Annotated in this window: 12 protein-coding genes and 1 riboswitch; of the genes, 6 read left to right on the top strand and 6 right to left on the bottom strand. The window is 58.5% G+C overall.

Annotated features, from left to right (window positions below; all coding sequences use genetic code 11):
• Positions 1–15: 15 nt before the first annotated feature.
• The 4 genes from AOC04_RS08510 (at position 16) to AOC04_RS08495 (ending at position 3895) form a co-directional block, all read left to right on the top strand.
• Entirely contained in the window at positions 16–1026 is a 1011-nt protein-coding gene (locus AOC04_RS08510; protein ID WP_060692397.1) for a hypothetical protein, read from the top strand.
• Between the two features lie 61 nt (positions 1027–1087).
• Positions 1088–1768, top strand: coding sequence for a C39 family peptidase (locus tag AOC04_RS08505; RefSeq protein WP_060692394.1), 681 nt, complete (start codon positions 1088–1090; stop codon positions 1766–1768).
• Between the two features lie 45 nt (positions 1769–1813).
• The gene (locus tag AOC04_RS08500; protein WP_060692392.1) at positions 1814–2557 is read left to right on the top strand and encodes a hypothetical protein; all 744 of its coding nucleotides are present in this window, start codon (positions 1814–1816) and stop codon (positions 2555–2557) included.
• A gap of 48 nt (positions 2558–2605) precedes the next feature.
• Complete coding sequence (locus AOC04_RS08495) at positions 2606–3895, top strand: transporter (RefSeq protein WP_060692390.1); 1290 nt, start codon at positions 2606–2608, stop codon at positions 3893–3895.
• A 74-nt stretch (positions 3896–3969) separates the two neighbouring features.
• On the opposite strand, the gene AOC04_RS08490 is transcribed toward AOC04_RS08495, so the two are convergent.
• A complete protein-coding gene (locus tag AOC04_RS08490; RefSeq protein ID WP_060692388.1) occupies positions 3970–5295 on the bottom strand; it encodes a sigma-54 dependent transcriptional regulator in 1326 nt (441 codons plus the stop codon).
• A 349-nt stretch (positions 5296–5644) separates the two neighbouring features.
• Between AOC04_RS08490 and AOC04_RS08485 the strand changes: the two genes are divergently transcribed.
• Positions 5645–5911, top strand: coding sequence for a hypothetical protein (locus AOC04_RS08485; RefSeq protein WP_003445381.1), 267 nt, complete (start codon positions 5645–5647; stop codon positions 5909–5911).
• Between the two features lie 43 nt (positions 5912–5954).
• Here AOC04_RS08485 and AOC04_RS08480 read toward each other — a convergent pair whose 3' ends face one another.
• The 4 genes from AOC04_RS08480 to cobW all read right to left on the bottom strand — a co-directional run bounded on the left by AOC04_RS08480 (position 5955) and on the right by cobW (position 12564).
• Positions 5955–6509 carry a vWA domain-containing protein gene (locus tag AOC04_RS08480; protein ID WP_060692387.1) on the bottom strand — a complete coding sequence of 185 codons (555 nt, stop codon included), beginning with the start codon at positions 6507–6509 and terminating at the stop codon, positions 5955–5957.
• Between the two features lie 110 nt (positions 6510–6619).
• Positions 6620–7627, bottom strand: a complete 1008-nt coding sequence (locus AOC04_RS08475) for a magnesium chelatase ATPase subunit I (protein WP_060692385.1) — start codon at positions 7625–7627, stop codon at positions 6620–6622.
• A gap of 92 nt (positions 7628–7719) precedes the next feature.
• Complete coding sequence (gene cobN / locus AOC04_RS08470; protein WP_060692383.1) at positions 7720–11490, bottom strand: cobaltochelatase subunit CobN; 3771 nt, start codon at positions 11488–11490, stop codon at positions 7720–7722.
• A 3-nt stretch (positions 11491–11493) separates the two neighbouring features.
• On the bottom strand, positions 11494–12564 hold the full coding sequence (cobW, locus tag AOC04_RS08465) for a cobalamin biosynthesis protein CobW (protein WP_060692381.1): 1071 nt from the start codon (positions 12562–12564) through the stop codon (positions 11494–11496).
• A gap of 93 nt (positions 12565–12657) precedes the next feature.
• A riboswitch (cobalamin riboswitch) is annotated at positions 12658–12855 on the bottom strand.
• 184 nt (positions 12856–13039) lie between these two features.
• Here cobW and AOC04_RS08460 point away from each other — a divergent pair.
• On the top strand, positions 13040–14332 hold the full coding sequence (locus AOC04_RS08460; protein ID WP_060692379.1) for a glycosyltransferase: 1293 nt from the start codon (positions 13040–13042) through the stop codon (positions 14330–14332).
• A 44-nt stretch (positions 14333–14376) separates the two neighbouring features.
• Here AOC04_RS08460 and cobF read toward each other — a convergent pair whose 3' ends face one another.
• Complete coding sequence (gene cobF, locus AOC04_RS08455) at positions 14377–15135, bottom strand: precorrin-6A synthase (deacetylating) (RefSeq protein WP_060692377.1); 759 nt, start codon at positions 15133–15135, stop codon at positions 14377–14379.
• Between the last annotated feature and the right edge of the window lie 27 nt (positions 15136–15162).

The following is a 15162-nucleotide window of genomic DNA, read 5'->3' as shown; positions in this document are numbered from 1 at the left end:
GCACGGAGAATCACCATGAAACCTGTAATGGCTCTTAAACCGCTGGTCTTTGCTCTTGCCGCACTCATGGCTGTTGCTGCCCAGGCGGGCGGTGGCAATAACGGCGGCGGTGGTGGTGGCGGAAACGGTGGTAACAACGATCAGTTGCTGACTCAACTGCAATTGAGCGCAGGCGCTGCGGCTTCGGTTCAGGATGGCCAGACCAGTGCTCACAACAATGTACTCAACCAGGGCACACGCAACAGCGCCAAGGTTGACGGTTCGATCAACAACTCCAGCGGCAACATGGGCGCTAACGTGGCCTCCGGTGACGGCAACCAACAAGATAATGCCGCTGCTCTGGCAACTGCCGACCAAAGCTTTATCTTTGGCAGCGCACTCGCCGTAACTTCGGCCGATCAAGGCAATTACGGCAATACGGTCAAGAACCACTCGACAATTAACACCGCGACCCTCAATAACTCCGCCAACAATGGCTCCGGTAATGTGGGGGTCAACGTAACGTCCGGTGATTTCAACCAACAGAAAAACAACCTGGCCATCGCAGTCTCCGGCGGTCGTGTTGCTGTAGCAGCCGCGGCTGCGGATCAAACCTCAACCAGCTTGAACGTCACCAACAAAGCTGACCGCACTTACGACACCAAAGACCTCACAAGCTCTATCAACCTCCATGGCAGCTATCAAGGCAATGGCCAAGGCACTGTGGGTGGCAACAGCGGTGGTGGCGGCGGTGGCAACAACTACTCCAGCAACAACGGCAACGGCAACGGCAACGGCAACGGCGGTGGCAACAACGGTACTCAACCGCTCAACTTCCATGAAGAAGGCAGCTTCTCCCTTAGTGGCGTAGCGACTTATCAAGTACTCACACCAAGCGGTTGGAAAAACCCGACTACCAACACTGCAAACATGACCAACTCGATGAACGGCTTCTCGGGTAACGGTGGTGCCAACGTGTCCTCGGGCTCAGGCAACCAACAAAGCAACTCACTGTCGATCGCAGCTGGCTGCCGCGCCTGTCTGTAGTCTGACCGTCACAAGGGCCTCGATTACGGGGCCCTTTTTCTTCATTCAAGGTGTGACCATCATGCGTACGCTTGCGCTCTGCTTGTTGTTCTGTATGGCCGGTGTCACTCAAGCCGCACAGATGCCAGTCGCCGCCATGCCTGGCGGCATTCTGGTTTACAAGCACGTACAAAGTATTCGTGAGCGGCGCTTTGCGAACATTGTGGAACAAAAAACCGATTTCAGTTGTGGTGCGGCGGCTCTGGCTACCGTGCTGCGTCAGGCCTATTGGCTGGACGTCAATGAAGATCAAATCATCAAAGGCATGCTGATCAACGCAGACCAGAACCTGGTTCGTACCCAGGGGTTTTCAATGCTCGACATGAAGCGTTATCTGGAAAGCATCGGCATGCGGGCACGGGGATACAGGATTCCGACCGAAAGCCTGGAAAGTGTCAGTATTCCCGTGGTTGTCCTTCTGGATATACGGGGTTACAAGCACTTTGTCGTCATGCAGCGTGCGCAAAAAGACTGGGTGTATATCGCCGACCCGGTACTTGGGCATAAACGATTCTCCCATGAAGACTTTGCCAAAGGCTGGAATGGCATCGTCTTTGCGATCATCGGCCCCGGTTATGACAAGACCAATACGCTGCTGAACCCCTCTGCTCCGCTGACAGTCAAGAACAAGCTCGACATGTTCAGCCCGGTCAAGGATGCAGAGCTGATGGATTTCGGATTTATCCAGAGCGATTTCTTTTAGGCGTGCCAATGATGACCGCGGAGCCCCTGGCTCCTGGAGCAGCCCATGAACATTCCCTATTGGCTGATTGCCGCGTGTATTGCAGTCAGCCTGCCGGCCCAGGCAGCATCAACCTTCAAACCGGTCGAACTCAAAGACAATGAAATGGCTGATTTGCGTGGACGCTTTGTCATGCCGGGTCGAATCATCAGCTTTGGTATTGTAATGAGCAGTTCCTGGACCAGCCGCAATGGTGATTTGGTGGGCGCAAGCACCTCCATGCAAATACAAAGCAACACCGTTAAACCGCAGTTTTATGTATCGACCTACAGTTCAGCCGGCAACGGTGCACCCGTCACCCAAGGTTCAGGCACCGTCACAGGAGGCGCAGGCTTGACCACTGGACAAGGCGTGACTCAAAGCGTGCGCGCGGCGGGTGATAACAACAGCGCATATAATAATGTCGATATTAATATGAGTGAGGCCAATCAAGCGCCAGCGGTAAATCAGCAAGGCGTGGTATTAAGCGCCAATAATCCGGTATCCATTTCCAGCGGCGCAGGGAATTTAACAGTTTCAGCGTCCGGTGGCGGCATTCAATTGGCGGTTCAGGCCAATAATAATCAAGGCAGTTCATTGCAGCAAATAGCTCAGGGCGGAGTGTTACAAAACACCACCTTATTGGGCGCAGGTAACATGGTTAACAACATGACCCAATTAAATGTGGTCTTACGCAACAACCTGCCAACTACGGGTGCATTGGACTGCAATCTTACTCAATTAAAAGGTCTCCGCAACTTGGGTTATTGAACTAGTATCCAGCGCTTCATATAGATATAAAACTGGACGGTTTATTTCATGCATCGATTGATTACCATTCGCGCCGTTATCTGTATGAGCACTCTTTTTCCATCAGCCCTGCTTTATGCAGCCCCTGAGGATATAGAGCAATTAAAACAAGAACTGTTGGAATTGCGTCAACGTTATGACCAACAGCAAAAAGCACTGGCAGTACTGGAACAGCGTGTACACCAAGTAGAAGAGCAACCGGCATCTCCTGTCCCCAGGCGTCTGGCGAAATCACCGGCCGACATGGTTGCCAACAAGAATGTCGCCACAGCCAGTGGCGGCGCTGCAGGAGGTACAGGCAGCAGTTCTTACGGGGAGTCACTCAAAGATGACTCCGCCCCGGCCAAAAGTGTGGTCAACCTGTACGACGAGGCCAGTGGTTTTTTCGGCGGTGGCAAGTTCAGTTTCGAATCCGGACTCACCTACTCCCATTACGACACGCGCCAGTTGATTCTTAACGGTTTTCTGGCTCTTGACTCTATCTTTCTCGGCAACCTCAACCTGGATCGCATCAAGGCTGATACATGGACAATGGACCTGACCGGCCGCTACAACCTGGATAACCGCTGGCAGTTCGACGTAAACGTTCCTGTGATTTATCGCGAGTCGGCTTACCAGTCCGGAGGTGCCAATGGTGGCGATGCACAAGCCGCCTCGGAGCAAACTGTGACCCGCGACCCGACGATTGGGGACGTCAACTTTGGTGTGGCTTACAAGTTCCTCGACGAGTCGGAAAACACCCCGGATGCCGTCTTTACCATGCGTGTCAAAGCGCCTACAGGCAAAGATCCATTCGGCATCAAACTGATCCAGTCCGGGTCCAACACCAACATTTTCACCCCCGAAGACTTGCCCACTGGCAATGGTGTGTGGTCGATCAGCCCCGGCATCTCCCTGGTTAAAACCTTCGACCCTGCCGTGCTGTTCGGAACGCTGTCGTACACCCATAACCTGGAAGGCTCGTTTGACGACATCAGCTCAACAGTGGGTCTGACTCAACCAGGCAAGGTCAAACTGGGCGACAGCTTCCAGCTGGGTGCCGGCGTGGCATTTGCCTTGAACGAGAAAATGAGTATGTCGTTCTCCGTCTCTGACCTGATCCAGAAAAAGAGCAAACTCAAGCAAGATGGCGGCGACTGGCAAACCGTCACCACCAGCGATGCCAACGCAGGTTACTTCAACGTCGGTATGACTATTGCAGCCACCGACAAATTGACGATAGTGCCCAATCTGTCCATAGGTCTGACAGAGGATGCACCTGACTTCACCTTCAGCCTGAAATTCCCGTATTACTTCTAGGCATCCTGCGGGCCAGCCCGCAAAAAAAGGCCCGCAGCGGATAAATGCTGCGGGCCTTTTCTTTTTAAACTGCCTTAACGGATTTGATGCTTGTGCAGTAACCGGTAGAACGTGGGACGCGAAACGCCCAGCACCTTGGCTGCAATGCTCAAGTTGTCACTGTGCCGGTGCAAGACGTCGCGCAATGCCTGACATTCGGCACGGCTTATGTAGTCCTCCAGCGTGCCCGATACTTCTATGACCGGCAAACACGACTCCAACCCAAGATCAGGCGCCCCGATCTGACGCCCTTCAGCCAATACCAGGCCACGTCGCACACGGTTGGCCAGCTCGCGAATATTGCCAGGCCAGGAATGAATGCTCATGGCAAACAATGCATCCTCACTGAAGGTTCGCGGGCGACGCCCGGTCTCCAGGCTATAAAGATGGGAAAAGTGATTGGCCAGCAATGCCAGATCACCCGGGCGATCCCGTAAAGGGGCGGTGACGACCTGTAATACGTTAAGCCTGTAGTACAGATCTTCACGAAACCTGCCGTCGACAATGGCTGCTTCCAGATCGACGTGGGTTGCTGCAAGTACCCGAACATCAACGGGGATCGGCTGGCTTCCCCCTACCCGCTCGATGTGTTTTTCCTGCAAAAAACGTAACAGGTTGGCTTGCAACTCCAATGGCAGGTCACCGATTTCATCCAGAAACAGGGTGCCTCCATTGGCCGTTTCGATACGCCCGATCTTGCGCTGATGCGCACCGGTAAAAGCGCCCTTCTCGTGGCCAAAGAGTTCTGACTGAATCAAGTGTTCAGGGATCGCGCCGCAATTGATTGCCACAAAGGGTTTACCGTTGCGCTGGGATTCACGATGCAAGGTACGGGCTACCAGTTCCTTTCCCGTGCCGCTCTCGCCACGGATCAATATGGGCGATTCGGTAGGCGCCAATTTTCCCAGCAATTTACGCAAGTCATGAATGACCCGGCTTTGGCCCAGCAACTCATGCCCGGTATTTTTGTCCGCGGTGGTGGCATGACCACGTAAACGGGCCATGCCGAATGCACGGCCAAGCGTGACCTGGACCCGGGAAACATCAAAGGGAAGCGTATGAAAGTCAAAAAACCACTCGCAAACAAAATCGCCCACGTTTCTGAGCTTCAAAACGTCTGCACTGAGTACCGCAATCCATTCGGTGCCGCTGCGACTGATCATGTCTTTGACGGCTTCAGGGTGCTCAAGGTGAAAAGGCTGGAGCCTGAACAACCCGACATCACATGTGTGGTTGCTGACGGACTCCAGGCTGCAGCTATCGACCGCCCAACCAATGGTGCGCAAGCCCGGAAATATCCTGTGACAATCATCACAGGGATCAACCACTAGAAGACGTCGCGGGGTGGACATCGCAAGCATGACTGTTCCTTGGCGCCAAAAACATAAATGGGGATTAGAACAGGCCGTAATTAAAGCTACGTGTAACGTAGGACAAAACCGAGACGGCTACTTGGATCAATTCTCTATAAGCCACATAGCCAAATACTCACATCAAGTCACGGATGCGCTCGTAGAGATAAAATCTCTGCAGGGGGGGAAGTGAGGCGGTTAAAAATTGATGTGGATCAGGTTTGAAAAAAATACTTTAAAAAATCAAAAAAACGATGTGACCTGAGCTGGGGCTGAGGTCATCAGTACATGTAACCAACCGAACGGTACGCCCAGCCGACGGTTAATCACTTGATGGGCACACTAGAGAGACAACCCTATGAACGCCCCGCTCCGTTTCAACGAAGCCCTTTTGATTGCCGGCCACGCCTTTGAACCTTTTCAATGCGTTGCCTGGGCTGCACAAGACGGTCACGGCGAATTGAGCCTGACAGTCATTGACCGCACCAACACCCGCATCGGTCGCAAACAAATCCCGCGCAGCGCTTGCGCTGACGCCGCCCAACTCGCAAGCCTGCTGGCACAAGCCCGTGCCGAACTGAGCAGCGAAGGCTACACCTTGCAACCCTGGGTAATGCCGGCCTGATCCTAAACCTGTAGGAGCGAGCTTGCTCGCGAGCAACTCGCTCCTACAGTTGCTTCAAATCATCGATATGTGTGTATTCAAGCGCCAGATCAGCCGCCATCCGGCGTGACTTTCCAAGTCGAATCGGGCCGCGCTCAACATCAATCAACAGACCCGGACATTCAATGGCGGGTAGAGCCGGACCGTCTTTGAGACGACCGTCAGTGAGCAATAAAAAACGCTGCTGTTCTTCTGGAAACTGCTTGCGACGGGTTTTCAGCCACTTCGCGACTTGCGCCAAGGCCTCGAGCAAAGGCGTCCCCCCTCCCGCCCCCAGCGTGACCAGCCACTGATTCAAAGCCGCCGATGCCTTGGAACCGCAAACCTGCCACTGCGCTGCGTTGCCACTGGCTGTCATCACTGCCACCCGCACCCGTTGCCGATACGCATCCTCAAACACCTGGGCCAATAAACCCTTGGCATCACCCAGCGCCTGGTGTCGACGCGTCGAAGCCGAGGCATCCACCACCACCAGCCACAGCTCTTGCACTGCACTGTGTCGGCTCTTGTAGACCAAATCTTCAGGCTGTCGGGGCCGCCCGCCCAGCAAGGTCTGCACCCAGTCGACCTTGCCGCTGGCGGCACTGCGACTGGCGCCCTGGCGGCCCTGGCTGAGTTGACCTGCCCCCGGTTTGGCATCCGCCCCCGCACTGGATCGAGGGCGAATGCCTAAGGCTTTTTTGGCCAGCTCGGCACTTCGCGCCGCACACCCATGGCCTGAGGTTGCGCGGGCAGTTCACCCCATTGCCCCTGTCCCGAACTGGTCGAGGTACTGGCGGATTGAGGTTGTGCTTGCGACTGGTCTGGCGTCGGTGCCTTGCCGGCTTGCTCACGACGCCGATGACGCAAGGCAAACTCGGCCACCGCATCAATATCCTGCGCACTGATCGCTTGTGCCCCGCGCCAGGCGGCATGGGCCCGTGCTGCGCGCAGCCATACAAGATCAGCGCGCATGCCGTCGACCGCGGCCGCATAACAACGCTCGGTGATCACGGCCAGTGACTGGTCGTCCAGCTCAATGCCGTGCAGTCGTTCGCGAGCCTGCTGGCAACGCTCACGCAACGCATCCTGTTCAGCAGCCCACTGCTCACAAAACCCTTGGGGATCGAGGTCGAACCTTAAGCGCCGCCGAATGATTTCGCCGCGCTCGGCAGGCTGCGGCTGACTGTTCATGGCGACATTAAGGCCAAAGCGGTCAAGCAATTGCGGGCGCAGCTCACCCTCTTCCGGATTCATGGTGCCGATCAGGACAAAGCGCGCGGCGTGCCGATGGGAAATGCCGTCGCGCTCGACCACATTGGTGCCACTGGCAGCCACATCCAGCAGCACATCCACCAGATGATCGGCCAGCAGGTTCACCTCATCGACATACAGCACGCCACCATCGGCCCTGGCCAGGACGCCTGGCGAGAATTGCGCCTTGCCCTGCCCCAGCGCAGCGTCCAGGTCGAGAGTGCCCACCAGCCGCTCTTCGGTCGCGCCCAATGGCAAGGTGACGAACTGGCCGCTTGCCAGCAAATCGGCAAGGCCCCGGGCCAGGGTGGATTTGGCCATGCCACGCGGGCCTTCGATCAGCACCCCGCCAATTTTCGGGTCGATAGCCGTCAAACACAGCGCAAGCTTCAGCGAGTCCGCGCCGACCACCGCCGATAACGGGAAATGCGGGGTGTCAGTCATGTATCCAAATCCTTGCGTAAAGTCTGTAGGAACGAGCTTGCTCGCAATGCAGGCGACGGGGTCGTGCCTGGAACACTGCAATCGAGACAAGCTCAATCTTCTTCGATATCCAGCAACAGGTTTTCCAGCGCCTCGCGGTATTCCCCCGGCGCCTCCCACAACCCGCGCTGCTGGGCTTCGAGCAGGCGCTCGGTCATATCGCGCAAGGCATGGGGGTTGTGCTGTTGAACAAATTCACGGGTATCGGGGTCGAGCAAATAGGCATCTGCCAGCAACGCGTACTGGTGGTCATCGATCAGATGCGTGGTTGCGTCAAAGGCAAACAGGTTATCCAGGGTCGCGGCCATTTCGAACGCGCCTTTGTAGCCATGACGCTTGACCCCGTCGATCCATTTTGGATTGGCGGCACGGGAACGGATCACCCGGTTCAGCTCTTCCTTGAGAGTGCGGATTTTCGGCAGGTCCGGCTGACTGTGGTCGCCGTGATAACTGGCGGTCTTCTCACCGCTCAGCGTTTCTGCGGCTGCGAGCATGCCGCCCTGGAACTGGTAGTAGTCGTTGGAGTCGAGCAAATCGTGTTCACGGTTGTCCTGGTTTTGCACTACAGCCTGCACCTGGCTCAAGCGCCGGGCGAACTGGTCCCGGGCCTGTGTGCCTTCATCACCGGCACCATAGGCGTAACCGCCCCAGTTCAGGTACACCTGAGCCAGATCATCGCGGCTCTGCCACAAACGACCGTCAATGGCGTTTTGCACACCGGCGCCATAAGCCCCCGGCTTGGCGCCGAAGATCCGCCAGCCCGCTTGCCGCGCCGCCAGTTCAGGGGCCAGCCCTTGCTGCTCCAGCTGTTGGCGTTCAGTGCGGACTCTGGCGGCCAGCGGGTTGAGATCATCCGGCTCGTCCAGTGCGGCCACGGCTTGCACGGCCGCATCGAACAGGCGAATCAGATTGGCAAAGGCATCGCGAAAGAACCCTGACACGCGCAAGGTCACGTCGACCCGCGGCCGGTCCAGCAGGCTGACCGGCAGGATTTCGAAATCATCCACCCGCTGACTGCCGGTGGCCCACACCGGCCGCACGCCCATCAGGGCCATGGCCTGGGCGATATCGTCACCGCCGGTACGCATGGTTGCGGTCCCCCAGACGGACAGCCCCAACTGGCGCAAGTGATCGCCGTGGTCCTGCAAGTGACGCTCAAGAATCAGGCTGGCCGACTGAAAACCAATCCGCCAGGCCGTGGTGGTCGGCAGATTACGCACATCCACGGAAAAGAAATTGCGCCCGGTGGGCAAGACATCAAGCCGCCCCCGGCTCGGTGCGCCGCTGGGCCCAGCCGGTACAAAACGGCCACTGAGGGCATCCAGCAACCCTTGCATCTCGGCCGGGCCGCAGGCATCCAGCCGCGGCGCCACCACTTCCAGCAAGGCCTGGAAAATATCGCGTACTTCCTGCCATTGCGCGGTTTCGGGCAATTGCACAGTGCCCGCCAATGCCTGCTCAATCAGCTGCGCTGCGTACAACTCAAGGCGCTCACGGGTATCCCCCGCGGTTCGCCACAGAGCATCACTGACTGCCTGCAAAGCTGCTGGCTGGCGTGCGGTCCAGGGTTCGGCCAGCGCGCAGTCCAGCGGGTCAAATGCCAACTCAAAGGCTTTGGCCAGCGCCCGCAGCACACTGGATTGCGCCCCGCGACCGTCGCCACGGGGGATGCGCAGCAAGGCCAGCAGCGTGTCGATACGCAAACGGCCAGCGGGCGACTCACCGAAGATATGCAAACCGTCGCGGATCTGTGATTCCTTGAGATCGCACAGATAGGTATCCAGGCGTGGCAGCCAGATAGCCGCATCGGCATCGCTGTCGAGCTTTTCGTCCAGCTGCAACTCGCGGTCGATCCGGGTATCGCGTACCAGCTTGAGAATGTCGCGCTGTAATTCACGGGCCCGACGCGGGTCAAGCAGCTGCGCTTCGTAGTACTCGTCGGCCAGCAGCTCCAGGTCGCGCAAAGGACCATAGGTTTCAGCCCGGGTCAGCGGCGGCATCAAGTGATCGATGATCACCGCCTGAGTCCGGCGCTTGGCCTGGGCGCCCTCGCCCGGATCATTGACGATAAACGGGTAGACGTTGGGCATCGGGCCAAGAATTGCGTCCGGCCAGCATTGCTCCGACAGGCCCACGCCTTTGCCCGGCAACCACTCCAGGTTGCCATGCTTGCCCACATGCACCACCGCATGGGCGCCATAGGCGTTACGCAGCCAGAAGTAGAACGCCAGATAGCCGTGGGGCGGTACCAGATCGGGGTCGTGATACACCGCGCTGGCATCCACCTGATAGCCGCGGGCTGGTTGAATCCCGACAAACGTCAGACCAAAACGCAGACCCGCGACCATCAGCCGCCCGCTACGGAACATTGGATCGGTCTCTGGCATGCCCCAACGCTCAATCACGGCCTGGCGATTGGCCTCGGGCAAGCGATTGAACATCGTCCAGTACTCATCCAGCGCCAGGCTTTGCATGCAGGGGCGCAGGTCCCGACTGTCGAGGTCATTGCTGACCCCGCCGAGCAAGTCCTGAATCAGCGCAGTGCCGCTCTCGGGCAACCGGCAATCCAGCGGGTAACTCCGGGCCTGCAAAGCCCGCAGGATATTCAGCGCGGCGGCCGGCGTATCCAGCCCCACGCCATTGCCGATGCGACCGTCGCGAGTCGGATAGTTAGCCAGAATCAGCGCTATACGCTTTTGCGGGTTCGGCACCCGGGCCAGTTCGACCCAGCGCCGCGCCAGTTCTGCGACAAAGTCCATCCGTTGCGGTTGCGCCCGATAACACACCACGTCCGACTGGCTGCGCTCACTGCGCCAGGCCAGGTCTTTAAAACTGATCGGTCGACTGATAATCCGCCCGTCCAGTTCCGGCAGGGCAATGTGCATCGCCAGATCTCGCGGGCCAAGGCCCTGTTCGCTGTCGCGCCAGCCGGGCTCGTTGTCCTGGGCGCAAATGGCCTGAATGACCGGGATATTGCGCCGAAACGGTCGCAGGTGCGGCGCTTCGGGGCTCGACTGAGCAAAACCGGTGGTGTTGAGAATGACGGCGGCGTCGACCTCATCCAGCCAGTCCTCAACGTTCGCCAGGCACCCCGGCTCCTTGAGGCTGGCCACGGCAATCGGCAAGGGATTGAGGCCCGCGGCCTGCATACGCTGGCAAAACACATCGACGAACGCGGTATTGGCTGCCTGCAAGTGCGAGCGGTAGAACAGCAGCGCCGCCACCGGATATCCGGGTTGCCAGTCGGCCTGCCAGTCCTTGAGTTCAGGGCTGGCGTGCGCCGGGTGATAGATGGCGGTGCGGGGCAAGGTTCGCGGCGGCTCCCACGTGTAATCGCGGCCCAGCCACTGGGCGGCCAGGCAACGATAGAGCTGCAAGGCATTATGCAAACCGCCCTGGCGCAGAAAATGCCACAGACGCTCACCCTCACTGGCAGCCACTGTGCTCAGCGCGCTGAGTTCAGGGTCGGGGCGATCATCGCCCGGCACCAGAATCAGGGTGACGCCACGTTCGGCCAGTTGCATCAAGCGTTCAATGCCGTAGCGCCAGTAACCGATCCCGCCGTGCAATGACAGCAGGATCACTTTGGCGTGTTGCAGCACTTGATCGAAATACAGGTCGACCGAGCCGTGGTTCTGTACCTGCATCGGGTTTGCCAGACGCAGGCCAGGATAATTTTCAGGCAGCTGCTGCGCGGCTTGCGCCAGCAGTGCCAGGCTTGAATCACCGCTGCACAGGATCACCAGCTCGGCGGGGGTCTGGCCAAGGTCGGCAATGTTGTCGTCCGATACAAAGCCACCAGGCTGGGTCCTGAGCAAATGCATGGTTTAAGCGCTCAACGCTGTACGCAGAGTGGACTCGAGCAGTGCCGCGTCCAGATCCTGGCCAATCAGCACCAGCCGGGTGCTGCGAGTTTCGTCGCGGCCCCAGGCACGGTCGAAGTGCTTGTCAAAACGTGTACCCACGCCCTGAATCAGCAAACGCATCGGCTTGCCCGGGATAGCCGCAAAGCCTTTGACCCGCAGAATGCCGTGCTGGACCACCAGTTGAGTCAGGGCCTCCATCAATACGCGTTCTTCGCCTTCAGGCAGCTCGATGGAAATCGAATCGAAGGCATCGTGGTCATGATCATCGTGGTCATCATCACCGTCGTGGTGGTGATCGTGGTGGCTGTGACGGCCATCGATATGATCCTCGGAGCCGGCACCCAGGCCCAGCAACACATCCAGAGGCAAGCGGCCGCTGCTGGCTTCGATGACTTTCACCGCAGGTGGCAACTCTTCAGCGACTTCGGCACGCACCCGGGCCAGATCTTCAGGGCTGATCAGGTCGGCCTTGTTGAGGATCACCAGATCGGCGCTGGCCAACTGGTCAGCAAACAGCTCGTGCAGAGGCGACTCGTGGTCCAGATTCGGGTCGAGTTTGCGCTGGGCGTCGACCTGATCCGGGAACGCAGCAAAGGTACCGGCAGCCACAGCCGGGCTGTCGACTACGGTAATCACTGCATCAACCGTGCAGGCGCTGCGGATTTCCGGCCACTGGAATGCTTGCACCAGAGGTTTTGGCAGGGCCAGGCCAGAGGTTTCAATCAGGATATGGTCGATATCGCCGCGACGGGCGACCAGTTCGCGCATCACCGGGAAGAACTCTTCCTGCACGGTGCAGCACAGGCAGCCATTGGCCAGTTCATAAACGCGGCCGTTGGCTTCTTCTTCGGTACACCCGATGGTGCACTGCTTGAGGATTTCGCCGTCGATACCCAGTTCGCCGAACTCATTGACGATCACCGCAATACGGCGGCCCTGGGCGTTATCCAGCATGTGCCGCAGCAGCGTGGTTTTGCCCGAACCGAGAAAGCCGGTAACGATAGTGACAGGGATTTTGGCCAGTGTTTTCATCGGATGCCCTTTGGCAAGCGGCGGGCATACGGGACGACGACCGCAGGCTGTGCGCGGTCAGTCTTCGCCACCGGATCACCCCGCCCGGTTGAAGTAAGAATCTGTCACGAGGCAGGTCTCCTGGCTTACGGCGGGGTGCCAGCCTGAGCTGACGCCGACCCTGCGCCTTCCCGCTTGTCCAGCAGTGGCATTGCAAGGTCATTGACCGTTTACAGTTGCGGGGGCAGCCGCGGCATACCGCGTTCCCTTCTTAGCTTCGCGTAGCGAAGAACCTCGAACGCGCAAGGCTACGCAGTGCTTTGTAACAGGTCAATGTCATCCTGTGGGCGCTGGCATGTCAGCGCTAGATTCAACCCGGCGTGCAGGACCAATCATGGCGACCTGATCGCAGGTAAGCCAGCTCCGGCACATGATCAATGCAGTGCAGTGTTGTGTTCTAATTGCCGCCTTTTTTCAGCCTCAGACGGAACCGTCCATGTCGTCCCCTCGCCCAACCCACGTCCTGATCATTGGCTACGTGTGGCCCGAGCCTCGCTCTTCTGCGGCAGGCGGGCACATGATGCAAATCATCGAGAGTTTTTTGCAGCAAGGCTGGCAGATCACCTTCAGCAGCCCGGCCGGGGTTGGCGAGCACAAGGCTGACCTGGCAGTGCTGGGCATCGATGAAGTCGCAATCGAGCTTAATAACAGCAGTTTCGACACCTTCATCAGTGAGCTGGCCCCGGACATAGTGCTGTTCGACCGCTTCATGATGGAGGAACAGTTCGGCTGGCGGGTCGAGAAACATTGCCCGAATGCCTTGCGCGTCCTGGAAACCTCCGACTTGCAAAGCCTGCGTGACGCCCGTCATCTGCAACTGAAGGCACGGCTCAAGCAAGACCCGGAGCAGGATGACTTCAGCAGCCTGTTCGCCCCGGCGCAGCGTGCCACCTTTGAGCACATGGCCGATGCCGATCTGGCCCAACGGGAAATCGCCGCGATCTATCGCAGCGACCTGAACCTGATGATTTCCGAATACGAAATCGATCTGCTGGTGGAGCAATTCCAGGTGCCCGAGGCGCTGCTGCACTGGTGCCCGCTGATGGTTGACCGCGTCCCCGAACAGTTCGTGCCTTACGAGCAACGCCAGCATTTCTTGAGCATCGGTAACTTCCGCCATGCGCCGAACTGGGATGCCGTGCTATGGATGAAGACCCATATCTGGCCCTTGATCCGTCAGCAACTGCCGGCCGCCCAGCTGCATGTCTACGGTGCTTACACCCCGCCCAAAGCCACGGCACTGCACAACCCGGCCCAGGGTTTTCACGTACTCAACTGGGCCGAGGATGCCCTCGCCGTGATGAGCAGTGCACGCATCTGCCTGGCACCTTTGCGCTTTGGCGCCGGAATCAAAGGCAAGATCGCCGACGCCATGCTCTGCGGCACGCCTAACGTCACCACCCCGGTGGGCGCCGAAGGGATGCACGGCGACTTGCCGTGGGCCGGTGCCGTAGAACAGAGTGCCAGCGCCATTGCGCAGGCGGCCGTCGAGCTGTACCGCAACCCCCAGGCGTGGCAGCAAGCGCAACAGAACGGCCGGGCACTGCTGCAGGCGCGGTACCTGAACACCCTCCATGGCCCGGCACTGGTGCAACGCATCGAAGCCTGCCGCGCGGAGCTTGAACAGCACCGGCGCAACAACTTCACCGGGGCAATGTTGCGTCATCACCAGCACAAAAGTACCCAGTACATGTCGCAGTGGATCGAAGCCAAGAACCGCACACACTAACTGCCTACCCGGCCCCTGTAGGAGCGAGCTTGCTCGCGATGGCATCAGTGCGGTTTCGCTGACCGGCGCAGCAAATACGTATCCATGATCCAGCCCTTGCGCAACCTGGCTTGCTCACGGGTTTGCCGGATCTGCTCGCAGACATCTGCCAGCTTGCCGGCAATCAGGATCTCGTCCGCAGTACCGATATAGGCGCCCCAGTAAATATCCAGGTCCTCATGGACAAACGCCTGGAACGCGCAATGGGCATCGAGCATCACCACTACATTGTCCAGGTCCTCGGCCACCAGTCGCCGCCCCGTCGTAATACGGATCGGCTGACCAATGTCATTGAGCGCCACTCGATGGCGGGCCACCAACGCCTGCACGCTGCTGATACCGGGAATCACCTCATAGTCGAACGCGGTGCAGCCATTGGCCCGCACCCGGTCCAGAATGCGCAAGGTGCTGTCATACAGGGCCGGCTCGCCCCAGAGCAAAAAAGCCCCGCACTCGCCCTCCCCCAATTCGTCCTCGATCAGCCGCGCAAACAATTCGGCCCGCTGTTCATGCCAGTCTTCAACTCCCTGGGTGTAAGACAGGGTTGTGCTGTCGCGCTTCGGATCGCGGACCTGAACCACCCGATAACCCGGCTCACGGATATAACGCTCGCAAATCTCAAGGCGCAGCCGCACCAGGTCGTCAGTGGTTTTACCCTTGTCCAGCACAAAGAACACCGAGGTTCGGTTCAGGGCCTGAATCGCCTGTACGGTGATCTGCTGCGGGTCTCCGGAGCCCATGCCGATCAATAACAGTGTTTTCATCGTGTCTTATCCTTGAACAGGCAGGAA

Source organism: Pseudomonas versuta, assembly GCF_001294575.1.
Lineage (GTDB): Bacteria > Pseudomonadota > Gammaproteobacteria > Pseudomonadales > Pseudomonadaceae > Aquipseudomonas > Aquipseudomonas versuta.
This window is presented reverse-complemented; position numbering and strand designations above follow the sequence as displayed.